Consider the following 24392-nt stretch of genomic DNA (forward strand, 5'->3'; position numbering starts at 1 on the left):
CGGCGGGGTGTCAGGCGGGGCGTTGGAGGACTGTCAGGCTGCGGTCCGGGAGGGTGATGCGGTCGCCGGCCGCCACCTTCTCCCCGGTGCCCGGCGGTACTCCGTCCTCCTGGGCGGTGTCGACCACCAGCTGCCACTGCCGGCCGTGGTCGACCGGCACCACGAACTCCAGTGGTTCGGGGGAGGCGTTGAACATCAGCAGGAAGGAGTCGTCGGTGATGCGCTCCCCGCGCGGACCGGGCTCGGAGATGGCGTTGCCGTTCAGGAACACGGTCAGCGCGGAGGCCCGCCCCGAGTCCCAGTCCCGCTGTGTCATCTCCCGCCCCTCCGGGGTGAACCAGGCGATGTCGGACAGGTCGTCATGGGTGCCCTCCACCGGACGGCCGTGGAAGAAGCGGCGCCGCCGCAGGACGGGGTGGTCGCGCCGCAGCCACACCATCGCGCGCGTGAAGTCCAGCAGCGTGCCGCCCTCTTCGGGCCACGCCAGCCACGCCACCTCGTTGTCCTGGCAGTAGGCGTTGTTGTTGCCGTGCTGGGTGCGCGCGAACTCGTCCCCGTGGCTGATCATCGGCACACCCTGGGACAGCATCAGGGTGGCGATGAAGTTCCGCATCTGGCGCTCCCGCAGCCGCAGCACCCCGGGGTCGTCGGTCGGGCCCTCCGCCCCGCAGTTCCAGGACCGGTTGTGACTCTCGCCGTCCCGGTTCTCCTCACCGTTGGCCTGGTTGTGCTTGTGGTTGTACGACACCAGGTCGTGCAGCGTGAAGCCGTCGTGGCAGGTGACGAAGTTGATGGAGGCGAGCGGGCGGCGCCCGTCGTCCTGGTAGAGGTCGGAGGAGCCGGTCAGCCGGGAGGCGAACTCCGCGAGCGTCCGCGGCTCGCCCCGCCACAGGTCCCGCACGGTGTCGCGGTACTTGCCGTTCCACTCGGTCCACAGCGGCGGGAAGTTGCCCACCTGGTAGCCGCCCTCGCCCACGTCCCACGGCTCGGCGATCAGCTTCACCTGGGACACCACCGGGTCCTGCTGCACCAGATCGAAGAACGACGACAGCCGGTCCACCTCGTGGAACTGCCGGGCCAGGGTCGCCGCGAGGTCGAAGCGGAACCCGTCGACATGCATCTCGGTGACCCAGTACCGCAGCGAGTCCATGATCAGCTGGAGCACGTGCGGGGACCGCATCAGCAGCGAGTTTCCGGTGCCGGTGGTGTCCATGTAGTACCGGCGGTCCTGGGCGAGCCGGTAGTACGACGGGTTGTCGAGGCCCTTGAAGGACAGCGTCGGCCCCAGATGGTTGCCCTCGGCGGTGTGGTTGTAGACGACGTCCAGGATGACCTCGATGCCGGCCTCGTGCAGCGCCCGCACCGCCGACTTGAACTCCAGCACCTGCTGGCCCCGGTCGCCCCAGGAGGCGTACGCGTTGTGCGGGGCGAAGAAGCCGATGGTGTTGTAACCCCAGTAGTTGCTCAGCCCCAGATCGGCCAGCCGGTGGTCGTTCACGAACTGGTGTACGGGCATCAGCTCCAGGGCCGTCACCCCCAGTTCCGTCAGATGTTCGATGACGGCCGGATGGGCGAGCCCCGCGTAGGTGCCGCGCAGCTCCTCGGGCAGCCCAGGATGCCGCATGGTCAGGCCCTTCACATGGGCCTCGTAGATCACCGTGTGGTGGTACTCGGTGCGCGGCGGCCGGTCGTCGCCCCAGTCGAAGTACGGGTTGATCACCACCGAGGTCATGGTGTGCGGCGCCGAGTCCAGGTCGTTGCGCCGCTCGGGCGCCCCGAAGTGGTAGCCGTACACCTCCTCGCCCCACCGGACGGCCCCGGCGACCGCCTTCGCGTACGGGTCGAGCAGCAGCTTCGCCGAGTTGCAGCGCAGTCCGCGCCCGGGGTCGTACGGACCGTGCGCCCGGAACCCGTACCGCTGCCCCGGCATCACACCGGGCAGGTATGCGTGCCGCACGAACGCGTCGCTCTCGCGCAGTTCCACCGCCGTCTCCGAGCCGTCGTCGTGCAGCAGACACAGCTCTACTCGGTCCGCGGCCTCCGTGAAGACCGCGAAGTTGGTTCCGGCGCCGTCATAGGTGGCGCCGAGCGGATACGCCGTTCCAGGCCAGACCTGCATGGACACGACTCTCCCAGGTGTGCCGCCCGGCCGGGGGCCGGTCGCCCAGCGAGTCTCCCGGAAAGTGCGGCGGGCGTCCCGCGCCCGGGGTCAGTGCGGCTCGCGCACGGCGGCTATGAATCCGCTCACTCCCCGCGCACGGCCACGGCGGAACGGCCGTGGAAGGCAGAGGAGTTGAGAAAACCATCCGGGAAACCGACCTGTCCATCCGGCTGCACCGCGTACCGCTCCCGGAGTACCCTTCCTTGATCGTTGAGACGGGGAGAAGCGCGGAAAGCGGAAGGCGGTGCACGGGTGGGCTCGGGAGGGCTGGAGCTGCCCCCTGGTGACGAGGGTCATGAGGGGAACTCCGCGGACGTCCCGCCCGGCGCGGTGTCCCTGGCCCGGCCGATGGACGCGGGATCCATCGGGCCGGAGCTGGACTGGGACGCCGACGCCTGGCACGAGGTGCGCACCCGCGCCCAGCGGGCCGGCCGGGCCTACATCTGGCTGAACCTCGTCGAACAGCGGCTGCGCGCGGTCGTCGCCGCCGTCCTGCGGCCCGTCTACGAACCCGTCCACGGGGACGACTGGGTGGTCGCCGCGGCCGGTCCGGCCGGCCAGGAGTGGGTGCAGCGCGCGGTCGCCGTACGGGAGGTCAGCCGCCGCAAGGGCTATCTGCTCGACCCGGCCGACGACAACGTGCTCAGCTTCCTCACCCTGCCGCAGCTGCGCGAGCTGATGGTGCAGCACTGGCCGTGCTTCGAGCCGTACTTCGACGAGCGCCGCGACCTCGAACTCGCCCTGGACGAGCTGGAGGTGACCCGCAACGTCGTCTCCCGCAACCGTGCGCTGTCCGAGGCGGTCCTCGGCCAGGCCGAGCGGGCCTCGGCCCGTCTGCTGGAGATGCTCGGCGCGGGCGGTGACGTGCCCTCCGCGCGCCGGCTGCCCGTCGACGCGGTCGAGGACCTGGTCGGCGACCGGTACGCCGACGTCGTCGCCGTCCACCCGGACCGGGTACGGCTGCTGCGCCAGTTCCCGGCCGAGGACATCTTCGGCAGCGCCCGGCGCCTGGACGCCATCGGCATCGGCCTCAACCTGCTGGTGCAGAACTTCTCCGGACGGCGCCTGGTCCGGCTCGCCGAGTCCGGCTGCCGGGTGCGGCTGCTCTTCCTCAACCCCGCCTCCAGCTCGGTCAAGCGCCGCGAGCGCGAACTGGGCATGAAGCGCGGCGAGCTGAGCCGCTCGGTCGAGATGAACATCCTGCACATGCGCCGGGTGCGCTCCCGGCTGCGCGACCCGGGCGCCTTCGAGATCCAGGTGTACGACGAGACGCCCCGCTTCACCGCCTACCTGGTCGACGGCGACGGTGCCGACGGCGTCGCCGTGGTGCAGTCCTATCTGCGCGGGGCGCGGGGCATGGAGTCACCGGTACTGGTGCTGCGCAACGGCAGCAAGCTGGTCAGGTCGGACGATGTGGGCGAAGCCGGACTTTTCTCCACCTATCGGGAGGAGTTCGAGCTGGCCTGGGCGGATTCCCGCCCCGTCTCCTGAACGGCCCGCGGTCCCGGGCGGAACGCGCCCCTCGGATTGTCAGTGCCGCGTGCGATGGTGGAGCCCACTGGGGGAAAGCACCACCAAGGAGGGGGATCACCCATGGGCTGGCACCGGGAGCTGCTGATCGGCTTCGACCTGGAGACGACCGGAACGGATCCGCGCGAGGCGCGCATCGTCACCGGCGCGGTGATCGAGGTCAGGGCCGGCGAGCCCGTGGGGCGGCGGGAGTGGCTGGCCGACCCGGGAGTGGAGATCCCGGCCGACGCGGTGGCCGTGCACGGCATCAGCAACGAACGCGCGGCGGCCGAGGGCCAACCGGCCGACCAGGTCGCCGACGCGATCGCGGACGCCCTGGTCTCCGCCTGGCAGGCGGGCGTGCCGGTCGTCGCCTACAACGCGGCCTTCGACCTCACCCTGCTCACCGCGGAACTGCTGCGGCACGGCCTGCCGTCGCTGTCCGAGCGGCTGGGCGGCCGGGCCCCGGCGCCGGTCGTCGACCCGTACACCATCGACCGCCGGGTCGACCGCTACCGCCGGGGCAAGCGGAACCTGGAGGCGGTGTGCGCGGAGTACGGCATAGTCCTCGGCGCGGCCCATGACGCCACCGCCGACGCCCTGGCCGCGGCCCGCCTCGCCACCGCGATAGCCGACCGGCACGCCAAGATCGCCGCGCTCGGCCCGGCCGAACTGCACCGGGCCCAGATCGAGTGGTATGCGGAATGGGCGGCGGACTTCCAGGACTTCCTGCGCCGCAAGGGCGAGGCGGACGCGGTGGTGGACGGCACCTGGCCCCTGCGAGAGCTGACCGCGGCCCGGCCCGCGTAGCGCCGGCGCGGCCGGTGGCTCAGAAGGGATACCACCGCACGGTCTCGTCCCCGTCCCGCAAGGACCCCACCCGCCGCCTGAACTCGGCCAGTGCCGCCGCGTTGCCCGGTGCGTGCTGGGCCACCCACGCGCAGCTGGCGGTCTCCCGCGCCCCGCGCAGCACCGCGCACCCCTCCCACTCCCGCACATCCCAGCCGTACGCCTCGACGAAGGAGTCGTACCTCTCGGCGGGCAGCCCGTACCGGTCCCGGGAGAGAGCCATGACCACCAGGTCGTGCTCGCGCAGGTCCATGGAGAAGGTCTCCAGATCGACCAGCACCGGCCCGTCCGGCCCCACGTGCACATTGCGGGGCAGCGCGTCGCCGTGGACGGGCCCCGGTGTCAGACGGGGCGTCAGCGCGGCCGCGGCCGCCGCGAAGCCGTCCCGGCGGGCACGGAGATAGGCCGCGTCCGCGGGGTCGATCGCGTCCCCCGCGAGCCGCAGCCATCGCTCCACCCCGCCCAGCAGATCCCGGGGCGGCAGCGCGAACGGGGGAGCGGGGAGCGTGTGCACGACCCGCAGCAGCTCGGCCAGGTCGCGCGGCTCGGCCGGCCGGACCGCCTCGGGCAGCCGCAGCCACACGGTCACCGGATACCCCGCCACCAGCCGCGGCTCCGGCTCGGCCGCCCGCACCGCGGGCACGCCCGCCTCCGCCAGCCAGCCGGCGACGGCCAGCTCGCGCCCGGCCCGCTCCAGCAGTTCGGCGTCGCGGCCCACCTTGACCACCAGATCCCCGGCGGCGAACACCGCGTTCTCGCCCAGGGCGAGCAGCCGCGCGTCCCGGGCCGGGCCCGGCAGCACTCCCGCCGCATCCAGTACGTCACGCGCCCGTGCCTCGTCCATCCTCGTGCCTTTCGCCGCTGCCGTCGTACCGCCGTGGTGCCGCGCCGCCAGTCTCCCATTTCCACAGGTCGGACCGGGTGCGTGGGCCCTCGGTGAGGAATCGGGGCCGCGCGGCCCGTCCTGGAAAACCTTTGGACGAGACGTCTCGTCTCGCCTACGGTCGTCCTCATGAACGCCCATATAGCGATGTTCTCCGTCGCCGCCCACGGCCATGTGAACCCCAGCCTGGAGGTGATCCGTGAACTGGTCGCCCGGGGACACCGGGTCAGCTACGCCATCCCGCCCGTGTTCGCCGAGAAGGTCGCCGCGACCGGCGCCCGGCCCGTGCCGTACACCTCCACGCTGCCCGCCCCCGACGCCGATCCGAGCGCCTGGGGGAGCACCCTGCTGGACCACGTGGAGCCCTTCCTGGCGGACGCCATCCAGGCGCTGCCGCAGCTCGCCGAGGCCTTCGCGGGCGACGAACCCGACCTCGTCCTGCACGACATCACCTCCTACCCGGCCCGGGTCCTCGCCCACCGCTGGGGCGTCCCGGCGATCTCCCTCTCCCCGAACCTCGTCGCCTGGGAGGGGTACGAGGAGGAGGTCGCCGAGCCGATGTGGGCCGAGCCCCGGCGGACCCCGCGCGGGCAGGCCTACTACGCGCGCTTCGCGGCCTGGCTCGCGGAGAACGGGATCACCGAGCACCCGGACCCCTTCGTCGGCCGCCCGGACCGCTCGATCGTGCTCATCCCCAGGGCCCTCCAGCCGCACGCCGACCGGGTGGACGAACGCGTCCACCGCTTCGTCGGCGCCTGCCAGGGGGACCGCGCGGAGCAGGGCGAGTGGCAGCGGCCGGCCGGCGCCGAGAAGGTCGTGCTGGTGTCGCTGGGCTCGGCCTTCACCAAGCAGCCCGCGTTCTACCGGGAGTGCCTGCGCGCCTTCGGCGAGCTGCCCGGCTGGCATCTGGTCCTCCAGATCGGCAGCCAGGTGGATCCGGCCGAGCTGGGCGAGGTGCCGCCCGGGGTCGAGGTGCGCGACTGGGTACCGCAGCTCGCGATCCTGCGCCAGGCCGACCTGTTCGTCACCCACGCGGGGGCCGGCGGCAGCCAGGAGGGCCTGGCCACCGCCACGCCGATGATCGCCGTACCGCAGGCCGTCGACCAGTTCGGCAACGCCGACATGCTCGAGTCGCTCGGTGTCGCCCGGCGGCTGGACACCGAGGAGGCCACCGCCGAGCGGCTGCGCGAGACCGCCCTCGCCCTGGTGGACGACCCGGAGGTCGCGCACCGGCTGGCCGGGATCCGCAAGGAGATGGCGCAGGAGGGCGGCACCCGCCGGGCGGCCGACCTCATCGAGGCCGAACTTCCAGATCGCATACGGCCGTCGGAGCGGTGACGGATCGGCGGGCCGCGCCGGACCCACCCCCGTGTCCGATCCGACGCCAGAGATCCACTTTGTGATTACGAAGACTTGTTGAACAAGTCACAGCTGCGCGTAGAGGTTGATCCGCACCCCGCCGATCGGCCAGAGTTTCGCGCAGCCCGCCTGCCGCGGGACCCGGCCGTCGTGCCCGCCCCCACGGGGCACGACGGCCGTTCTACGCTGGCCGGATGACGACCTATGCGGCGCTGCTGCGCGGAATCAACGTCGGCGGCAGCCGGAAGCTCCCCATGGCCGACCTGCGCGCGCTTCTGAGCGACCTCGGCCACACCGGCGTACGCACCCATCTCCAGAGCGGCCAGGCCGTTTTCAGCACCGGCCGAGGTGACGAGGAGTCGCTCGCGGCGGAACTGTCCGGGGCGATCGAGGAGCGGTTCGGCTTCCCCGTGGACGTGATCGTGCGCGATCACGCCTATCTCCGGGCGGTGGCCGAGGCCTGCCCCTTCCCGGCCGCCGGACTCCAGCCCAAGCAGCTCCACGTCACCTACTTCTCCCAGCCGGTCACCCCGGACCGCTACGCCGGCATCGACCCCGCCGCCCACCTGCCCGAGGAGTTCCGGCTCGGCGACCGCTGCCTGTACCTGTACGCCCCGGACGGCCTGGGCCGGTCCAAGCTGGCCGACGTGCTGTCCCGGCCGCGGTACGCGGCGGGCGGTCTGATCGCCACCACCCGCAACTGGAACACCGTGCTCAAACTGGTCGAGCTGACGGCCCAGGACGCCTGAACATCCGCGGGCGACCGGCGCGCGGGCGGAATTGGGCCAGGGAAAAGGGCTGCCATTGGGCCGGGATTCCGCGCCACCGCCCGGGTAGCGTCGCGACCATGACGTACAGCGACACCCCCGCCGAACCGACCCGCGTCGACTTCTACTTCGACCCCGCCTGCCCCTTCGCCTGGATCACCTCCCGCTGGATCCTGGAGGTCGAGCGGCTGCGCCCACTGGACCTCCGGTTCCAGGTGATGAGCCTCTACCTGCACAACACCGGCAACGAACTCCCCGACTGGTACCGGGATCTGGTGGACCGTTCGATCGGCCCGGTCCGGGTGGCCACGGCCGCCGCCGAGCAGCACGGGGACGCGGTGCTGCGCGATCTGTACACCGCGTTCGGCACCCGCATCCACGAGAAGGGCATCAAGGACTTCGACACCGTGGTCGCCGAGTCACTGGCCGAACTCGGCCTCCCGGCAAGCCTGTCCGAGGCCGCGCACGACCCGTCGTACGACGCCGCCGTGCGCCGCCGGCACGAGGCCGGGACCGAGCCGGACTCCGGCGGCTATGTCGGCACCCCCACCCTGCACGTCGACGGCACCGTGTGGTTCGGGCCCGTGCTGCGCGCCGTACCGCGCGGCGAGGCGGCCGCCGAGCTGTTCGACGGCTTCCGGCTGCTGGCCCGCAACCCCGACTTCTTCGAGCTCAAGCGCACCCGCACCGGCTCCCTCCGCTTCGACTGACCCGCAGGGAAGGCTGGTTGGCCGATAATCGTCGCTCCCCGACGCCGGACGCGCGCCGTCTGTGACACCGGGGTCATGGGCGACGCAGAACGAAGAGCCGCCGCGGTCCGACGTCGCAGGGGAGCGCCGGACCGCGCGGCCGCTACCACGCATCCGCCTCCCATGCGCCCCGGTTGCCGAAGCTCGCGACAAACTCACCGTCCTGTCCCTAGGGTGAAGCGCGCGGAACGGCCGGAGCGGAGCGAGCGGGCGGGAGCAGGCGAAGGATGATCGGTACGGGCGGACCGGTACCCGGGTCAACGGGTCCGGATCACCCGGATGGGTGGCTGTTCTCGGCCCGCTCGGGCGCGCGGCACGGTCACGATCGAGCCAACCTCCTCGCCCGCGCCCCCCTGCCCGTTCGCGACCGGGCCGTTCGCCGGCAGTGGCACCCCGAGCCCCCACCCGACCACGGTCACCGGGAGCTTGACGTCACCGTCGGCAGGCACACCCACCACATCGGTAACGTCAGCGGTCCCGCCATCTTCGGCAGCCAGGGCCTGAAGCGAGGACAGGACATGAGCACGTACAACTACGGAAACGTCGGCGGCCCGGGCCAGTTCGGTATCGATCCCCGGCGCGGCACGGTGGATCTGGCGACCCTCATGGAGGTCGCCGAGCGGCTCACCGAGGCGCTGCACGCCGAATACCCGGGCCTCGTCGACCGCGGCGAGACCATCGAGAGCGAGCTGGCACTCTCCGCCGAGGACGGCCTGCCGCCCAACCGCGGCCGGATCCGCACCGCGCTGGAGGCCGTCGCCATCGCCGCCTCGGCCGGCAGCGCCAGTCTCACCTTCACCCGGCACCTCACGCAGGCGCTCGATCTGTGAGCGCAAGCCCGGCGTCAGGCGCCCAGCGCCGTCAGCGCCGGCCGGGCGGCGGCGTCGAAACGTTCCAGCAGCACCCGCGCCACCTCCGGCGCGGGGCCCAGGACGTCCGCCAGCACATCGGCGCCGGCCGCCCCCCGCGCGATGCGGTCCGGCAGAAAGCCGGGCGCCAGCACATACGGCGCCACGGCCACCCGCGCACAGCCGAGGGCCCGCAGCTCGGCCACGGCGTCCTCGGTGCGGGGGAACCCCGCGGCGGAGGCGAACGCAGGCCGCACGGCGCACCAACCGGTGTGCCACCACTCCCGCGCGATATCCGCGATCACTGCGATCGCCTCCGGGTCGGAGGACCCCGCCGAGGCCAGCACGACCCCGGTCGAGGACTTGTCGGCGGGGCTCAGCCCCGCCTCGTACAGGCGCCGTTCCAGCGCCGACAGCAGCAGCGGCGACGGGCCGAGCACCTCCGCCTGCCGGATCCGCAGCCGCGCCGGCGCCTGCCGCAGCACGGCCGGGATGTCGGCCTTGGCGTGAAAGGCGCGGGTCAGCAGCAGCGGCAGCGCCACCACGTCCCGTACCCCCTCGGCCGCCAGTGACTCCAGCACCCCGTGCACCGACGGCACGTTGAAGTCCAGGAAGCCGGTCTCCACCCGCAGCCCCGGCCGCAGCGACCGCACCCGCTCCACCAGGGCGTGCACGGTCGCGGCGTGCCGCGGGTCGCGGCTGCCGTGGGCGACGAGGAGGAGAACGGACTCGTTGCGCATGGTCAGCCCTTCACCAGCAGACCGCGGCTGCGCAGCACCCACCGCTCCAGCGGACTGAAGATCAGCAGGTCGATGGCGATACCGACGAACAGGATCAGGAAGATCGCCTCGAACACCATCGACATGGAGCTGGCGTTGCGGCCGTTCTCCAGCAGCGCGCCCAGACCGATGCCCAGGTCCGGGGAGGAGGCGATGATCTCCGCGGCCATCAGCGACCGCCAGGAGAAGGCCCAGCCCTGCTTCAGGCCCGCCAGGTAGCCCGGCAGCGCGGCCGGCAGGACGATGTGCCAGGCGCCCCGCAGGCCCGTCGCGCCCAGGGTGCGGCCGGCCCGCAGGAACAGCGGTGGCACCTGGTCGATGCCGGAGACCAGGCCGTTGGCGATCGACGGCACGGCGCCGAGCAGGATCACCGCGTACATCATCGAGTTGTTCAGCCCCAGCCAGATCACCGCGGGCGGCACCCACGCCACCGACGGCAGCGACTGGAGCCCGGACAGCACCGGCCCGATGGCCGCCCGCAGGAACTTCACCCGGGCCACCAGCAGCCCCAGCGGGGTACCGATGGCGAGGGCGAACAGAAAGCCCAGCAGGCCACGCGAGACGGAGGTCCAGATGTAGCCGAGGAGCTTGCCCTCCAGCCAGGCGTCCCGGAACTCGGCGCCGACGGCGGCGGGGGAGGGCAGCTTGGCCGGATCATCGACGATCTTGAAGGAGATCAGGCCCTGCCACACCGCCAGCACCACCAGGGTGGCCACCAGCGGCGGCAGGATCTTGCCCACGAAGGTCTGCCGGAGCGAGGGCCGGCCGGTGACCGTGGTCTCCAGCGCGTCCAGGCCCGCCTCGACGCTCGCCAGTTCCCCGGCCGTCTCGGTCGTTTCAGTGCTGGCCATGGCGGCGGATCTCCTCACGCAGTACATCCGTGATTTCCAGGGACAGTTCGGCGACCGGCGCGTCCTCGATGCGCCGGGGCTGCGGGAGGTCCACCCGCCATTCGCGGGCCACCCGGCCCGGCCGGGACGACAGCAGGACGACCCGCTGCGCCAGCCGCACCGCCTCGCGCACGTTGTGCGTCACGAACAGCACGGACAGACCCGTCTCCGCCCAGATCCGGGTCAGCTCGTCGTGCAGCAGGTCCCGGGTGATCGCGTCCAGGGCCGCGAACGGCTCGTCCATCAGCAGCAGCCGGCTGTCCTGGGCGAGCGCGCGGGCCATGGCGACACGCTGGCGCATACCGCCGGACAGCTCGTGCACCCGCTTGCCGTGGGCGCCCTTCAGCCGGACCAGTTCGAGCAGCTGCTCGGCCCGCTCGCGCCGCTCGCTCTTCGGCACACCCCTGAGCTTCAGGGCCAGTTCGATGTTCTTGCCCGCGGTCAGCCACGGGAACAGGGCGTGCTCCTGGAACATCAGGGCCGGGCGGCCCTCGGTGGTAATGCTGCCGGCGGAGGGCTCGTCCAGCCCCGCCACCAGGTTCAGCAGGGTCGACTTGCCGCAGCCCGACGCACCGAGCAGGGTGACGAACTCGCCCGGCGCGACATCGAGGCTGATGTCGTCCAGGACGAGCTGCCGCCCGCCGGGGGTCGGGAAGGACTTCGAGACATGGTCGATGCGCGCCGCGTGCTCGACGGACCGGGCGGCCTCGGCGAGGGTCGTGGCCATGGACGTCACCTCCTGGGAACTCATCGGCTACAGGGCTACTTGACGCCGAGACCGGCGTCGCTGACAGTGCTCTCGCCCTCGGCCTTCAGGACCTTGTCCAGGAGGGTGAGGTCGTAGATGCCGTCCAGCTTCGGGCGGTCCAGCAGGCCGGCCCGGACGGCGTGCTGTGCCTCGGTGCGCAGGGTCGAGGCCAGCGGGTCGTCGGTGAAGCGGATGGACTTCCACGCCGGGTCCAGGACGCCGGCGGGCAGGGCCTTGCCGCTGTCGAGGGCCAGCTGCCTGTTGGCCGCGGCCTTCGCCTGCTCCGGCTCGGCGTTGATCCACCTGTTGGTCTCGACGGAGGCCCGCAGCACCGCCTCGACGGCCTTCGGGTGCTCCTTCAGGAAGCTCTGGCGTACGACGATGTTCGTGATCACGAACTTCTTGTCCGGCCACAGCGACGCCTCGTCCAGCAGGACCTTGCCGCCCTCCGCGACCAGCTTCGACGCGGTCGGCTCCGGCACCCAGGCGCCGTCGACGGAGCCGGACCTGAAGGCGTCCGGGGTCACCTTGTTGTCCGTGCGGACGACGGAGACATCGCCCTGGCCGCTCTGCGCGTCGACCTTCCAGCCCTGCCGCGACACCCAGTCGAGGAACGCCACGTCCTGGGTGTTGCCGAGCTGCGGGGTGGCGATCTTCTTGCCCTTGACGCCCTTCAAGGACCTGATCTTCTTCGGGTTGACGACGAGCTTCACGCCGCCGGAGGCGGAACCGCCGATGATGCGCAGGTTCGTGCCGTCCGACTTGGTGTAGCCGTTGATCGCCGGGGAGGGGCCGATCCAGCCGATGTCGATCGAGCCCGAGTTGAGCGCCTCGATCTCGGACGGGCCCGCGTTGAACACCTGGTAGGAGGCCCGGGTGGCGCCCAGCTCCTTCTGGAAGAAGCCCTTCTGGTTGCCGACCAGCGCGGTCGCGTGCGTCAGATTGCCGAAGTAGCCGATCCTGACGGAGTCGAGTCCGTCGATCTTCCTGGCCCCGGCGGCGATCTTGACGGTGCCGGTGTCGGCGGCCTTGGAGCCGTAGCCGCAGGCGGACAGGGCGAGCAGGGGCAGCACGACGAGCGCGGCAGCGCCGCGCCGAAGGAGCTTCGAGCTGGCAGGCACGGGAGGCGTTCCTCTCGTTGGCCCGGCGGTCACGTCTGTCAGGTCGTGGCCGGGAGATCGGCAGGTCTTCGTCTACGACGGGGAGCGAGGGCGCGCGAGCGGTGCGCGTACGTCAGCGCGCACATCGGGCCACCCCGCCCTCTCCGCTGCCGACGGCGCCGCTGCCGACGCGGCCGCCCTCCTTCGCGAACGTCCCGTAGACATCGGTCGGCCGCATGCTCAGAAGTCCCAGCCGTCGTCGTCGGACGGGTCCGTGACCGGCTCCGGGGAGGCGAAGGACTCGCCGACCATGCCCGCGGTGAGCGTGGTGCCGTCGGACGGGTCGATCAGGATGAACGAGCCCGTGCGGCGCGAGTCGGCGTAGGAGTCCACCGGCAGCGGCTCGGCGGTACGGATCTTCACCCGGCCGATGTCGTTGGCGACGAGCCGGCCCGGGTGCGGGTGCAGGGACAGGTCGTCCAGGGTGAGCCGGGACGGGATGTCCTTCACGATCCCCTTGACCGTGCGCGTGCCGTGCTTCACCAGCACCCGGTGGCCCACCGTGAGCGGCTGGTCGGCGACATGGCAGACGGTCGCCTCCACGTCCTGCGTGGTCGGCGGGGCGTCCTTGGTCGGGACGATCAGATCGCCGCGGGAGACGTCGATGTCGTCCTCCAGCAGGACCGTCACCGACTGCGTCGTCCACGCCACCTCGACCGGCCGGCCGAGCAGGTCGATGCCGGAGATCCGCGTGGTCCGCCCGGACGGCAGGACCGTCACCTCCTCGCCGACCCGGAAGGAACCCGCGGCGATCTGCCCCGCGTAGCCCCGGTAGTCCGGGTGCTCGGCGGTCTGCGGCCGGATCACGTACTGCACGGGCAGCCGTGCGTGGCAGTGCGCCAGGTCGTGGCTGACCGGCACCGTCTCCAGGTGCTCCAGGACGGTCGGGCCGCCGTACCAGTCCATGTGCGCGGAGGGCTCCACCACGTTGTCACCGGCCAGCGCCGAGATCGGGATCGCGGTGACCTCGGGCACGCCCAGCTCGGTCGCGTACGCCGTGAACTCCTCGGCGATCGCCGCGAAGACCGTCTCCTCGTAGTCGACCAGGTCCATCTTGTTGACCGCGAGGACCACGTGCGGCACCCGCAGCAGGGCCGCGATCGCCGCGTGCCGGCGGGTCTGCTCGACCACGCCGTTGCGGGCGTCGACCAGGATCACCGTCAGCTCGGCGGTGGAGGCACCCGTGACCATGTTCCGGGTGTACTGCACATGGCCGGGCGTGTCGGCCAGGATGAACCGGCGCCGGGGCGTCGCGAAGTAGCGGTACGCCACGTCGATGGTGATGCCCTGCTCCCGCTCGGCGCGCAGGCCGTCGGTGAGCAGCGCCAGGTCCGGGGCGTCCTGGCCGCGGCTCTCGGAGACCCGCTGCACGGCCTCCAGCTGGTCGGCGAGGACCGACTTGGAGTCGTGCAGCAGCCGCCCGACCAGGGTGGACTTGCCGTCGTCGACGGAGCCGGCGGTGGCGAACCGCAGCAGAGTGGTGGCCGAGAGCGCCTCGGTCGTCGTCGTGCTCATGCTTAGAAGTACCCCTCGCGCTTGCGGTCTTCCATCGCGGCCTCGGACAGCTTGTCGTCGGCCCGGGTCGCGCCCCGCTCGGTGAGCCGGGAGGCGGCGATCTCGGCGATCACGGCGTCCAGCGTGGTGGCGTCGGAGTCGACGGCACCGGTGCAGGACATGTCACCGACGGTCCGGTACCGCACGAGTCGCTTCTCCACGGTCTCGCCGTCCTTCGGGCCGCCCCACTCGCCCGCCGTCAGCCACATCCCGCCGCGCCGGAACACCTCGCGCTCGTGCGCGAAGTAGATCTGCGGCAGCTCGATGCCCTCGCGCGCGATGTACTGCCAGACGTCCAGCTCGGTCCAGTTGGACAGCGGGAACACCCGGACGTGCTCACCGGGCGCGTGCCGGCCGTTGTACAGGTTCCACAGCTCGGGCCGCTGCCTGCGCGGGTCCCACTGGGAGAACTCGTCACGCAGCGAGAACACCCGCTCCTTGGCGCGGGCCTTCTCCTCGTCCCGGCGGCCGCCGCCGAAGACGGCGTCGAACTTCTCGCTCTGGATCTTCTCCGTGAGCGGCAGGGTCTGGAGCGGGTTACGGGTGCCGTCGGGACGCTCCTTGAGCACACCCCGGTCGATGTAGTCCTGTACGGAGGCCACATGGAGCCGCAGCCCATGTGCGTCGACCACACGGTCCCGGTACTCAAGGACTTCAGGGAAGTTGTGTCCCGTGTCCACATGCAGCAGCGAGAAGGGAACGGCGGCCGGGGCGAACGCCTTCAGCGCCAGGTGCAGCATGACGATGGAGTCCTTGCCACCGGAGAACAGGATCACCGGGTTCTCGAACTCGCCCGCCACCTCGCGGAAGATGTGCACCGCCTCGGACTCCAGCGCGTCCAGGTGCGACAGGGCGTACGGGCTGTTCGTGCCGCTCTCGGCCGTGGCCACGGTCGTCATGCCAGTCCCCTCTCGCTGAGCAGGGCGTACACGGACGCCGCGGACTCCTGCACGGTCTGGTTCTGCGATTCGATCCGCAGGTCGGGCTTCTCGGGCTGCTCGTACGGGTCGTCGACCCCGGTGAGCCCGGTCAGCTCGCCGGCGGCCTGCTTGGCGTACAGCCCCTTGACGTCCCGCACCGAGCACACCTCGACCGGGGTCGCCACATGGATCTCCAGGTACGGCGTCCCGTTCTCCGCGTGCCGGGTGCGCACCGCGTCCCGGCTGTCGGCGTAGGGCGCGATCACCGGCACCAGCGCCTTGACGCCGTTGCGGGCGAGCAGCTCGGCGACGAAGCCGATGCGCTGCACGTTGGTGTGCCGGTCCTCGCGGGAAAAGCCGAGGCCCGCCGAGATGAACTCGCGGATCTCGTCGCCGTCGAGCACCTCGACGCGGTGGCCCTCGGTGCGCAGCCGGGCGGCCAGCTCGTACGCGATGGTGGTCTTGCCGGCGCTCGGCAGACCCGTGAGCCAGACGGTGGCTCCGGTGTTCACGTCGTTCTCCAAAGAGGTCTGATGATGCGTCATCCGTGCAGCCCGCACTCGGTCTTGGCCCGCCCGGCCCAGCGGCCGGCCCGCGCGTCCTCGCCCTCCAGGACCCTGCGGGTGCAGGGGGCGCAGCCGACGGAGGCGTAGCCGTCCATCAGCAACGGATTGGTGAGGACGCCGTGTTCGGCGACGTAGGCGTCGACGTCGTCCTGGGTCCACCGGGCGATCGGGGAGATCTTGACCTTCTGCCGCTTCTCGTCCCAGCCGACCACCGGGGTGTTCGCCCGGGTCGGGGACTCGTCGCGGCGCAGTCCGGTCGCCCAGGCGTCGTACCCCGTGAGGCCCGCCTCCAGGGGCTGCACCTTGCGCAGCTTGCAGCACAGGTCGGGGTCGCGGTCGTGCAGCCGGGGGCCGTACTCCGCGTCCTGCTCGGCGACCGTCTGGCGCGGCGTCAGGGTGATGACGTTGACGTCCGTCACGGCCTCGACGGCGTCCCGGGTGCCGATGGTCTCCGGGAAGTGGTAGCCGGTGTCCAGGAAGACGACGTCCACGCCCTTGCGCACCCGCGAGGCGAGATGGGCGACCACGGCGTCCTCCATGGAGGAGGTGACGCAGAACTTCGCGCCGAAGGTGTCCACCGCCCACTGGAGGATCTCCAGGGCGGAGGCGTCCTCCAGGTCCCGGCCCGCCTGCTCGGCGAGCGCCTTCAGTTCCTCGGTCGTACGGTCCTGCCGGGCCGTCGTCATATCCGGTCGTCCCCTCCGTTGTCGGCCCGCTGGAGCCCCCGGGCGAGCAGTCCGAGGAACTTCAGCTGGAATGCGCGGTTGCACGCCCCGCACTCCCAGGCGCCGTGCCCCTGCTCACCCGGACGCAGGTCCTCGTCGCCGCAGTAGGGGCAGTAGAAAGGCGCGGCCCGCTCGCTCACGACAGGGCCTCCTCGGAAGCGCGGGCCGCCCAGGTGGCGAACCGCTCGCCGTCCTCGCGCTCGGCCTGGAAGCGCCGCAGCACCCGCTCGACGTAGTCGGGCAGTTCCTCCGCGGTGACCTTCAGACCGCGCACCTTGCGGCCGAAGCCCGCCTCCAGACCGAGGGCGCCGCCCAGGTGGACCTGGTAGCCCTCGACCTGCCGGCCCTGGTCATCCAGGACCAGCTGGCCCTTGAGACCGATGTCCGCGACCTGGATACGGGCGCAGGCGTTCGGGCAGCCGTTGAGGTTGATGGTGATCGGCTCGGCGAAGTCCGGCAGCCGGCGCTCCAGCTCGTCGATGAGCGTCGAACCGCGCTGCTTGGTCTCGACGATGGCGAGCTTGCAGAACTCGATGCCGGTGCAGGCCATCGTGCCGCGCCGGAAGGAGGACGGCCGGGCGGTGAGGTCCAGCGCCTCCAGGCCCTCCATGAGGGAGTCGACCTGGTCCTCCTCGACATCGAGGATGATCATCTTCTGCTCGACGGTGGTGCGCACCCGCCCGGAGCCGTGCGCCTCGGCGAGGTCGGCGACCTTCGTCAGCGTGGCACCGTCCACCCGGCCGACGCGCGGGGCGAACCCGACGTAGAACCGGCCGTCCTTCTGCCGGTGCACACCGATGTGGTCGCGCCACTGCTGCACCGGCTGCTCGGGGGCGGGCCCGTCGATCAGCTTGCGCCCGCCCAGGTACTCGTCCTCCAGCACCTGGCGGAACTTCTCCGCGCCCCAGTCGGCGACGAGGAACTTCAGCCGGGCCCGGTTGCGCAGCCGGCGGTAGCCGTAGTCACGGAAGATCGAGATGACGCCCTCGTAGACGTCCGGTACCTCGTCGATCGGCACCCAGGCGCCGAGTCGCACGCCCAGCTTGGGGTTGGTGGACAGACCGCCGCCGACCCAGACGTCGAAGCCGGGGCCGTGCTCGGGGTGGCGTACGCCGACGAAGGCCACGTCGTTGATCTCGTGCACCACGTCCAGCACCGGCGAGCCCGAGATGGCCGTCTTGAACTTCCGGGGGAGGTTGGAGTAGGCCTTGTTGTTCAGGACGCGGCGCTTCATCTCCTCCAGCGCCGGCGTGCCGTCGATGATCTCGTCCTCGGCGATGCCCGCCACCGGCGAACCGATCATCACACGCGGGGTGTCACCGCAGGCCGTGACCGTGGACAGGCCCACGCCCTCCAGCCGGTTCCAGATCTCGGGCACGTCCTCGATCCGGATCCAGTGGTACTGGACGTTCTGCCGGTCCGTGATGTCGGCGGTGCCGCGCGCGAACTCCTGCGAGATCTCGCCGATGACGCGCAGCTGACGGGTGGTGAGGGCACCGCCGTCGATGCGCACCCGCAGCATGAAGTAGCGGTCGTCCAGCTCCTCCGGCTCCAGCACCGCGGTCTTGCCGCCGTCGATCCCGGGCTTGCGCTGGGTGTACAGACCCCACCAGCGCATCCGGCCGCGCAGGTCGCTCGGGTCGATGGAGTCGAAACCGCGCTTGGAGTAGATCGTCTCAATGCGTGTCCGCACATTGAGACCGTCGTCGTCCTTCTTGACCTGCTCGTTGCCGTTGAGCGGGGTGAAGTGGCCCACCGCCCACTGGCCCTCACCGCGGTGACGGCTCACCTTGCGGCGGGGCGCGGAGGCGGCGGGGTTCTGTGGGCTGGCGGCCATGGTTGTACGTCCTTCGGGACCGGAGGAATCGGCTCTGACCTGCGTATACGAGCGCACGCGGGCATGGTTGCGCATCATTGCGCAGGCGGAATCAGCTACGGGGAAGTCGGCGGTGCTGGTGGGATCAGCTCGCCGGACAGATGGCGCTGGACATGCGGCCGAGGTCGACGTGCCGCCGACTCACCAAGGCAATTCCAGTTCCAGACATGACGGAAGCGTGTCATGGCGATCTGGACACAGTCCAGCTTTGTCCATCATGCGGACGTCTCTGTCTCGTACCGCGAGACGAGAGTGTCGTCGCTCACATGTGCCGTGCGAAGGCTTGTCCCGGCAGGTCAGGCAGGGTATGCGCCGGGCCACGGTCCCGGGGTGGGCACATCCGGCTCAAGTTCCACCTTCGTGTCGAACAGGGTGAAACCGCGGCGCTGGTAGTTGGCCATCGCGAACTCGCCGTCCAGGCTGCACGTGTGCAGCCACACCCGCTTGGTCGGCGGACGCTCCGGCCAGCGCTCGGCCAGGTCCCAGGCGCGGGCCGTGCCGTACGACAGCAGATGACCGCCGATGCCGCGACCGCGGAAGGCCGGGAGCAGCCCGAAGTAGACGATCTCCACCACGCCCTCGTCCTGCGGGTCCAACTCGACATAGCCCGCCGGGGTGCCGCGCTCGTACGCCACCCATGTCTCCACCCCGGGTCGCTCCAGGTGCTCCCGCCACCGCGCATGGGTCCAGGGGAGCCGGTCGGTCCACCGGAGGTCGCCGCCCACCGAGGCGTACAGGAAGCGGCTCAGCTCGGGGGAGGGCACCTCGGCGCGCACGATCCGGACGTCGCCGTCGGGCACGGCGGCGGGCAGGAGGTCGGCCGGGGAGGTCTGCTCCAGGGACCAGGTGGTGACGGGCACGCTGCTCATGCGAGCCAGGGAACCATCCCGGCACCGGATCTGTCGATCGACGAGGGCCTTTCTCTCGCCGGAAAGATCCGAAAGAGAGGCCCTGGGTCACGTGCGGGGGCTGCCGGCCGGACGCGTCATTGCACCGTGCGGTCGAGCGCGGCGAGCGGCAGGCAGAACAGCATGCGGTCCGACAGGGACCAGACCTCGCCGGTCTCCTGCCAGTAGGACAGGGAGCCCGCGGACGCGGCCCAGCAGCGGTGCGAGGCGTCCGCGCCGCAGCGTGCCGCCTTCGCACCGCCGACGTCCTGCCGCCACAGCCCGCCGTGCCCGTCCCGGTAATCGGGCAGGTGTCCCACATACCAGGACGAGACCTCCGCCCCGGCCTGCCGGTACGACAGCACCCCCCGGATCCCGGTGGCCCGGGTCCGGTACGCCTCCACCGCCTCCACCCGGCCCCGGGCGTCCGCGGCGAGCAGTCCGCCCCGCCCGGGCGCGGTGCTGAACGCGTACCGCCACAGTCGGCTGTGCCCGTCCCCGGGATCGGTGCGCTCCGCGGCGACCAGGCTGTCCGGGACCGTGCCGCGGTCGACGGCGAGCGCGCCGGGGCAGGGTGCGCCGGAGGAGGCGCAGCGGCCGGCCGGGAAGCGGTACGAGCCGACCGCCGGCATCACATACCGGTAGCCGTCGGCGGACCAGCCCCCGGGCACCCGGCCGATCGCGGACCCGTCGACCGTGGTGCGCTCGATGCGGTCGACGTCGTAGACATAGAGCGCGTCGGCGCTGCCGGCCGTGGTGGTGACCAGCAGCTTGTCCTGGTACCAGACCATCCCGGAGATCCCCGAGGCCAGTCCCCGGTAGTCGCGGCCGCCGTCGACCGGCACCACCAGCAGCACCCACCGGTAGGCGAGGCGGGCGGGGTCGTCGGCGTTCACGAAGGCGACGCGGGCGAGGCCCCGCCCGGCGGCCGGGCCGTCCGCGGTGCCGCGGGTCCAGCCGCTGAGGACGACCCGGTGGGTGCCCCAGACCCCGTCGTCGTCGGCGTCGCCTGAGGTGGTCACCGAGGCCGGCCGCCACGCGGTGGAACCGGTGTCGGCCGGGTCCCAGCAGTAGGCGTGGTCGGTGGCCGGTGCGACGGGCAACGAGGTGCGGTCGGCGGTGGAGCAGTCGGCGGACTCGCGCATCCGGAGGTCCGCGCTGCGCAGTACGGCGTCCACCCCGACCGGGCGCCCCATCCCCGCGGCGAGCCGGTCCAGCGTGCGCTGCGGGACCAGCTGTTCCCGCAGCCGCATCGGGGCGGTGTCCGCCGGGGCGGTCAGCGGCCTGAGCGCGCCGGGGTTCTCGGCGACCTGGGCCTGGGACGTGCTGATCAGGGTGGCGGCGGCGGTGAGCGCCAGCGCGGCCCCGGTCAGGACCGCGCGCAGGGCCGCGCCCCGTCTGCGCCGGCGGTGTCTGCCGCGATGCATCATCCCGACCCCTCTTCCAGGCCCTCCGCACGGCCCTCCGTCACCAACTGCGTCTTCCGGTCCGTAGGTTGAACCGAGAAGCAGGTGGGGAGACCGCACAGCGATGCTACGGCAGTGACGGGTCGCGCCGGGTGAAGACCCCGCAGTTGGCCCGTAGACACCCCGTAGACACCGGGCGGACGGACTCAGGGGGCCTCGGGGCTGCGGGCGGGCTCGGCGGGCCTCAGGGCCGTGCGGCGCCGTGCCACCGCCGGCGCCGTCGAGCGGGGCAGCAGGTCACGCGGGTCGGCCGGGAGTACCACCTCGACCTCCGCGGTCTCGCAGAATCGATACGGCCGATGGCGCAGCAGTTCCCCGAGATACCGCCGGATCCGCGACATCTCGGCCCGTACCGTCACCGTGCGGGCGGGATCCCCGAACAGGTCCTCGGCGAGCGCCGCGGCGCCCCGCCCGGCCCGGTGCTCGGCGAGCAGGAACAGCAACTCCGCGTGCCGCGGGCTCAGTTCCCGCGACCAGGAACCCGCCGTGGCGGAGACCGTCAGCGCACAGCGGTCCGGCCGGGCGAGGTCCACCACGATCCGGGTGGCCGAGGCTCCGCGCGGCTCCTCCTCCGCCCGCAGCAACCAGCCCCCGGCCAGCGGCTCCACCGCGCACGAGCCGAGCCCGGGCAGCCACCGGCGCCCCGGCGCCGGCGACTTGGGCAGCGTCACCCGCCGGACGTACGGCATGCCCGTCACCGCCGCCGCCCAGCCGTCCCGGTCCACCACCAGCGCCCGCCCGTCCAGCCGGGCCAGTACCGGCGCCGCCACCGCCCGCAGCCGCTCCAGCGAGGCCAGATGCAACTCGCGCAGCCGCGCCTCGGCCAGCTTGGCCACCGTGTCCACCCAGGCGAGCGTCGCCGGATGCATGGTCTCCAGCGGGCCGCTGACATCCACCACCCCGAGCAGCCGGCCGTCCCTGGGATCGCTGATCGGGGCACCCGTACAGGTCCAGGAGAGCTGCGAACGGACGAAGTGCTCACCGGCGAAGACCTGGACCGGCTGCCGTACGACCGCCGGGGTGCCCACCCCGTTGGTGCCGACGACGTCTTCCCGCCAGTCCGCGCCGAGTTCGAAACCCAGGCCGTCGGCCTTGCGCAGCACCGGAGCGGCCCCCTCCCGCCACAGCACCCGGCCCTCGGCGTCCGCGACCACCATGATGTGCTGGGCCACGTCGACGACCGAAAGCAGTCCCTCCCGCAGCACCGGCAGCACATGGCGCAGCGGTGACTCCGCCCGCCGGCGCAGCACCTCGTCCGAGGGCAGCAGCCCGGACCGGCAGTCGCGATCGGGGTCGACGCCGCGCCGCAGCATCCGCCCCCAGGACTGCTCGATCACCGGCCGCGGCGCGATCCGTGCACGTCGACCGGCGAGCGTCGCCTCGCGCACCTCGCACAGCACCCGCGCCGCCTGCGCCGCGTCCACGGCGGCCAGACGCGCCACGTTCATCGGCGGGTTCACCACAGGGGTCCTCCCGGAAAGGGCATCGAACACATTTGTCAAGCCGTCCGGGCGGCGGTTTCCGGTCCGGCTGTGCCTCACATACTGCCGTCAGGGGCAGGCCGGAGGCACAGACTCCGCGCATGTGCGCCAACAAGTTGCAACCCCCTGCAACCCTGGTGAACCGTACGGGATCGGCCGAGACTTGACCCTGAGCGGGGGTGGTGCCGTGTCGGCGCAGCACCACCCCCGCCGGGAGTCCGGCCGCCGCACGGCGGCAGCGCCCCGCGCGCGCCGCCGGCGTGCGCCGGAGCACCCGGGCCGGCCGGGCGGCTCCCCGTGGCCCCCGGCCGGATCAGACCGGCCGTGCCCGCTCCACCACCGAGGCCAGGTCCAGGCCTGCCGGCAACGTGCCGAAGGACGCCCCGTGGTCGCCGCCCAGGCGTGACGCGCAGAACGCGTCGGCGACCTCCGGCGGGGCGTGCCGGACCAGCAGCGAGCCCTGGAGGACCACCGCCAGCCGCTCCACCAGACGGCGGGCGCGGCCCTCGATGCCGTCCAGGTCGGCGAGTTCGGTGAACAGGTCCTTCACCGCCCGGTCCAGCCGGTGGTCGGCACCATGGGCCCGGCCGATCTCGGTGAGGCACGCGTCCAGCGCACCCGGCTCCCGTTGCAGCGCCCGCAGCACGTCCAGCGCCTGGACGTTCCCCGCGCCCTCCCAGACCGAGTTCAGCGGCGACTCCCGTACCAGCCGGGGCAGGCCGGAGTCCTCGACGTAGCCGTTGCCGCCCAGGCACTCGGCGGCCTCGACCGCCACCGGCGCACAGCGCTTGGTGATCCAGTACTTGGCGGCCGGCACCGCCAGCCGCAGAAAGGCGCGCTCCTGCTCGCCGCCGTCGTCGTACGCCGCCGCCAGCCGCAGCGCGAGCGCGGTCGCCGCCTCCGACTCCAGCGCGAGATCCGCGAGGACGTTGCGCATCAGCGGCTTGTCGGCCAGCCGCCCGCCGAACGCCTCCCGGTAGGTGCAGTGGTGGATCGCCTGCGCCACCGCCTGCCGCATCAGGCCCGCCGAACCGAGCGCGCAGTCCAGCCGGGTCGCCGCGACCATCCCGATGATGGTGCGCACCCCGTGCCCCTCCTCGCCCACCCGGCGCGCCCACGTGCCGTCGAACTCGATCTCGGCGGAGGCGTTGGACCGGTTGCCGAGCTTGTCCTTCAGCCGCTGGATCCGGAAGACGTTCCGGGTACCGTCGGGGAGCACCCGGGGCACCAGGAAGCAGGTCAGGCCGTCCGGGGCCTGCGCCAGCACCAGGAAGGCGTCGGACATCGGCGCCGAGCAGAACCACTTGTGCCCGGTGAGGGTGTAGGTACCGGCCTCGGCGAGCGGGCGGGCCTCGGTGGTGTTCGCCCGTACGTCGCTGCCGCCCTGTTTCTCCGTCATGCCCATGCCCATCAGGGCGCCGGCCTTCCGGTCGGCGGGCCGCAGCTCCCGGTCGTAGATCGTGGAGGACAGCCGGGGCTCCCAGACGGCGGCCAGCTCGGGATCGGTGCGCAGCGCGGGCACGGCCGCGTGGGTCATCGACAGCGGACAGCAGTTGCCCGCCTCGACCTGCGTCCAGATCAGGAATCCGGCCGCCCGCCGCACATGCCCCGCCGGCCGGCTCCAGGCGCCCGTGAGGCCCGCCGAGACGCCCTTGCCGAGCAGCCGGTGCCAGGCCGGGTGGAACTCGACCTCGTCGATCCGGTGGCCGTACCGGTCATGGGTGGCCAGCCGGGGCGGGTTCTCGTTCGCCTGCGCCCCCCACTCCTGCACCTGCGCCGATCCCGAGGCGCGGCCCAGCGCGGACAGCTCCGCGCGCACCTCGTCCAGCACGGCGGGATCGGTGTGCCGCTCGACCGCCTCGGAAAGGGCCCGGTCGGCGGTGAAGAGGTCGTACCCGACCAGCGGCGGCGGCTGGTTCGTCACGGTGTGGGTGGAGGTGCCTGCCATGACTGCGAACCTACCCGGGACGGTACCGATGATGACCTAGGGCCGCTTGATGACGGCTCATGACGGCTCATGACGGCTTATGGCGGCCCGGTGACCGTCTGGTACCGGCCTGCCGTCGGCCTCCAGAGTGGCACAGCGCCGGGGGGGGGGGGGGGGGGGGGGGGGGGGAGGGTGGGGGGGGGGGGGGGGCGCCCCCCCCTCCCCCACAGAGTGAGGGAGAGCAGGTTTTGGGGCTCTTTTTTTTTTTTTTCCCCAAAAACACCCCCC

At 72.1% G+C, this 24392-nt stretch carries 22 protein-coding genes and 1 pseudogene; 6 read left to right on the plus strand and 17 right to left on the minus strand.

Going from position 1 to position 24392, the window contains the following annotated elements; genetic code table 11:
• Window positions 1-10 precede the first annotated feature (10 nt).
• Window positions 11-2119 (minus strand): glycogen debranching protein GlgX, encoded by a 2109-nt coding sequence (glgX, locus tag ACZ5CZ_RS31425; protein ID WP_385840671.1) that lies wholly within the window; start codon window positions 2117-2119, stop codon window positions 11-13.
• Between the two features lie 294 nt (window positions 2120-2413).
• On the opposite strand from glgX, the gene ACZ5CZ_RS31430 reads away from it, so the two are divergent.
• Window positions 2414-3652: an SAV2148 family HEPN domain-containing protein gene (locus tag ACZ5CZ_RS31430; RefSeq protein WP_385840672.1), complete on the plus strand. Its 1239-nt coding sequence runs from the start codon at window positions 2414-2416 to the stop codon at window positions 3650-3652.
• Between the two features lie 102 nt (window positions 3653-3754).
• Window positions 3755-4480, plus strand: coding sequence for an exonuclease domain-containing protein (locus ACZ5CZ_RS31435; RefSeq protein ID WP_468947713.1), 726 nt, complete (start codon window positions 3755-3757; stop codon window positions 4478-4480).
• A 19-nt stretch (window positions 4481-4499) separates the two neighbouring features.
• Here ACZ5CZ_RS31435 and ACZ5CZ_RS31440 read toward each other — a convergent pair whose 3' ends face one another.
• Window positions 4500-5363 (minus strand): phosphotransferase enzyme family protein, encoded by an 864-nt coding sequence (locus tag ACZ5CZ_RS31440; RefSeq protein ID WP_468947715.1) that lies wholly within the window; start codon window positions 5361-5363, stop codon window positions 4500-4502.
• Window positions 5364-5455: 92 nt separating this feature from the next.
• Here ACZ5CZ_RS31440 and mgt point away from each other — a divergent pair.
• The 4 genes and pseudogenes from mgt (at window position 5456) to ACZ5CZ_RS31460 (ending at window position 9107) form a co-directional block, all read left to right on the plus strand.
• Window positions 5456-6740, plus strand: a pseudogene (mgt, locus tag ACZ5CZ_RS31445) (macrolide-inactivating glycosyltransferase).
• Between the two features lie 215 nt (window positions 6741-6955).
• Entirely contained in the window at window positions 6956-7510 is a 555-nt protein-coding gene (locus ACZ5CZ_RS31450) for a DUF1697 domain-containing protein (protein ID WP_468947717.1), read from the plus strand.
• A gap of 98 nt (window positions 7511-7608) precedes the next feature.
• Window positions 7609-8238: a mycothiol-dependent nitroreductase Rv2466c family protein gene (locus ACZ5CZ_RS31455; RefSeq protein WP_385840677.1), complete on the plus strand. Its 630-nt coding sequence runs from the start codon at window positions 7609-7611 to the stop codon at window positions 8236-8238.
• 557 nt (window positions 8239-8795) lie between these two features.
• Window positions 8796-9107, plus strand: a complete 312-nt coding sequence (locus ACZ5CZ_RS31460) for a hypothetical protein (RefSeq protein WP_385840678.1) — start codon at window positions 8796-8798, stop codon at window positions 9105-9107.
• 14 nt (window positions 9108-9121) lie between these two features.
• Here the strand turns inward: ACZ5CZ_RS31460 and ACZ5CZ_RS31465 are convergent, their stop codons facing one another.
• The 15 genes from ACZ5CZ_RS31465 to ACZ5CZ_RS31535 all read right to left on the minus strand — a co-directional run bounded on the left by ACZ5CZ_RS31465 (window position 9122) and on the right by ACZ5CZ_RS31535 (window position 24125).
• On the minus strand, window positions 9122-9865 hold the full coding sequence (locus ACZ5CZ_RS31465; RefSeq protein WP_468947720.1) for a sirohydrochlorin chelatase: 744 nt from the start codon (window positions 9863-9865) through the stop codon (window positions 9122-9124).
• A 2-nt stretch (window positions 9866-9867) separates the two neighbouring features.
• Window positions 9868-10755, minus strand: coding sequence for an ABC transporter permease (locus ACZ5CZ_RS31470; RefSeq protein WP_385840680.1), 888 nt, complete (start codon window positions 10753-10755; stop codon window positions 9868-9870).
• Window positions 10742-11545: an ABC transporter ATP-binding protein gene (locus ACZ5CZ_RS31475; RefSeq protein ID WP_385840681.1), complete on the minus strand. Its 804-nt coding sequence runs from the start codon at window positions 11543-11545 to the stop codon at window positions 10742-10744. The genes ACZ5CZ_RS31470 and ACZ5CZ_RS31475 overlap by 14 nt, the downstream gene beginning before the upstream one ends.
• Window positions 11546-11556: 11 nt before the next feature.
• A complete protein-coding gene (locus tag ACZ5CZ_RS31480) occupies window positions 11557-12663 on the minus strand; it encodes an aliphatic sulfonate ABC transporter substrate-binding protein (RefSeq protein WP_468947723.1) in 1107 nt (368 codons plus the stop codon).
• A 219-nt stretch (window positions 12664-12882) separates the two neighbouring features.
• Complete coding sequence (locus ACZ5CZ_RS31485) at window positions 12883-14217, minus strand: sulfate adenylyltransferase subunit 1 (protein WP_385840684.1); 1335 nt, start codon at window positions 14215-14217, stop codon at window positions 12883-12885.
• A gap of 2 nt (window positions 14218-14219) precedes the next feature.
• Window positions 14220-15155 (minus strand): sulfate adenylyltransferase subunit CysD, encoded by a 936-nt coding sequence (cysD, locus tag ACZ5CZ_RS31490; RefSeq protein WP_385840685.1) that lies wholly within the window; start codon window positions 15153-15155, stop codon window positions 14220-14222.
• Entirely contained in the window at window positions 15152-15688 is a 537-nt protein-coding gene (cysC, locus tag ACZ5CZ_RS31495; protein ID WP_468947726.1) for an adenylyl-sulfate kinase, read from the minus strand. The genes cysD and cysC overlap by 4 nt, the downstream gene beginning before the upstream one ends.
• Before the next feature lie 29 nt (window positions 15689-15717).
• Window positions 15718-16428: a phosphoadenylyl-sulfate reductase gene (locus ACZ5CZ_RS31500; protein ID WP_468947728.1), complete on the minus strand. Its 711-nt coding sequence runs from the start codon at window positions 16426-16428 to the stop codon at window positions 15718-15720.
• A complete protein-coding gene (locus ACZ5CZ_RS31505; protein WP_385840688.1) occupies window positions 16425-16607 on the minus strand; it encodes a hypothetical protein in 183 nt (60 codons plus the stop codon). Before ACZ5CZ_RS31505 ends, ACZ5CZ_RS31500 begins: the two co-directional genes overlap by 4 nt.
• A complete protein-coding gene (locus ACZ5CZ_RS31510; protein ID WP_385840689.1) occupies window positions 16604-18304 on the minus strand; it encodes a nitrite/sulfite reductase in 1701 nt (566 codons plus the stop codon). Before ACZ5CZ_RS31510 ends, ACZ5CZ_RS31505 begins: the two co-directional genes overlap by 4 nt.
• Before the next feature lie 124 nt (window positions 18305-18428).
• Window positions 18429-18512: a putative leader peptide gene (locus ACZ5CZ_RS31515; protein ID WP_309486338.1), complete on the minus strand. Its 84-nt coding sequence runs from the start codon at window positions 18510-18512 to the stop codon at window positions 18429-18431.
• Window positions 18513-18639: 127 nt separating this feature from the next.
• Entirely contained in the window at window positions 18640-19212 is a 573-nt protein-coding gene (locus tag ACZ5CZ_RS31520) for a GNAT family N-acetyltransferase (RefSeq protein ID WP_468947731.1), read from the minus strand.
• Window positions 19213-19328: 116 nt separating this feature from the next.
• Window positions 19329-20660 (minus strand): hypothetical protein, encoded by a 1332-nt coding sequence (locus ACZ5CZ_RS31525; RefSeq protein WP_468947733.1) that lies wholly within the window; start codon window positions 20658-20660, stop codon window positions 19329-19331.
• Window positions 20661-20842: 182 nt separating this feature from the next.
• Window positions 20843-22144 (minus strand): GAF domain-containing protein, encoded by a 1302-nt coding sequence (locus tag ACZ5CZ_RS31530; RefSeq protein ID WP_468947735.1) that lies wholly within the window; start codon window positions 22142-22144, stop codon window positions 20843-20845.
• A 346-nt stretch (window positions 22145-22490) separates the two neighbouring features.
• On the minus strand, window positions 22491-24125 hold the full coding sequence (locus tag ACZ5CZ_RS31535) for an acyl-CoA dehydrogenase family protein (protein ID WP_468947737.1): 1635 nt from the start codon (window positions 24123-24125) through the stop codon (window positions 22491-22493).
• Window positions 24126-24392 lie beyond the last annotated feature (267 nt).

The organism is Streptomyces sp. NPDC031418, from assembly GCF_055581605.1.

Coding starts and splice junctions, on each gene's coding strand:
- ACZ5CZ_RS31525 (WP_468947733.1), bottom strand. CDS start 20,660: ATGATGCATCGCGGCAGACACCGCCGGCGCAGACGGGGCGCGGCCCTG.
- cysD (WP_385840685.1), bottom strand. CDS start 15,155: ATGACGACCGTGGCCACGGCCGAGAGCGGCACGAACAGCCCGTACGCC.
- ACZ5CZ_RS31535 (WP_468947737.1), bottom strand. CDS start 24,125: ATGGCAGGCACCTCCACCCACACCGTGACGAACCAGCCGCCGCCGCTG.
- ACZ5CZ_RS31435 (WP_468947713.1), top strand. CDS start 3,755: ATGGGCTGGCACCGGGAGCTGCTGATCGGCTTCGACCTGGAGACGACC.
- ACZ5CZ_RS31520 (WP_468947731.1), bottom strand. CDS start 19,212: ATGAGCAGCGTGCCCGTCACCACCTGGTCCCTGGAGCAGACCTCCCCG.
- ACZ5CZ_RS31510 (WP_385840689.1), bottom strand. CDS start 18,304: ATGGCCGCCAGCCCACAGAACCCCGCCGCCTCCGCGCCCCGCCGCAAG.
- ACZ5CZ_RS31475 (WP_385840681.1), bottom strand. CDS start 11,545: ATGAGTTCCCAGGAGGTGACGTCCATGGCCACGACCCTCGCCGAGGCC.
- ACZ5CZ_RS31460 (WP_385840678.1), top strand. CDS start 8,796: ATGAGCACGTACAACTACGGAAACGTCGGCGGCCCGGGCCAGTTCGGT.
- ACZ5CZ_RS31455 (WP_385840677.1), top strand. CDS start 7,609: ATGACGTACAGCGACACCCCCGCCGAACCGACCCGCGTCGACTTCTAC.
- ACZ5CZ_RS31440 (WP_468947715.1), bottom strand. CDS start 5,363: ATGGACGAGGCACGGGCGCGTGACGTACTGGATGCGGCGGGAGTGCTG.
- ACZ5CZ_RS31470 (WP_385840680.1), bottom strand. CDS start 10,755: ATGGCCAGCACTGAAACGACCGAGACGGCCGGGGAACTGGCGAGCGTC.
- ACZ5CZ_RS31515 (WP_309486338.1), bottom strand. CDS start 18,512: ATGTCTGGAACTGGAATTGCCTTGGTGAGTCGGCGGCACGTCGACCTC.
- ACZ5CZ_RS31450 (WP_468947717.1), top strand. CDS start 6,956: ATGACGACCTATGCGGCGCTGCTGCGCGGAATCAACGTCGGCGGCAGC.
- ACZ5CZ_RS31530 (WP_468947735.1), bottom strand. CDS start 22,144: ATGAACGTGGCGCGTCTGGCCGCCGTGGACGCGGCGCAGGCGGCGCGG.
- ACZ5CZ_RS31500 (WP_468947728.1), bottom strand. CDS start 16,428: ATGACGACGGCCCGGCAGGACCGTACGACCGAGGAACTGAAGGCGCTC.
- ACZ5CZ_RS31485 (WP_385840684.1), bottom strand. CDS start 14,217: ATGAGCACGACGACGACCGAGGCGCTCTCGGCCACCACTCTGCTGCGG.
- ACZ5CZ_RS31465 (WP_468947720.1), bottom strand. CDS start 9,865: ATGCGCAACGAGTCCGTTCTCCTCCTCGTCGCCCACGGCAGCCGCGAC.
- glgX (WP_385840671.1), bottom strand. CDS start 2,119: ATGCAGGTCTGGCCTGGAACGGCGTATCCGCTCGGCGCCACCTATGAC.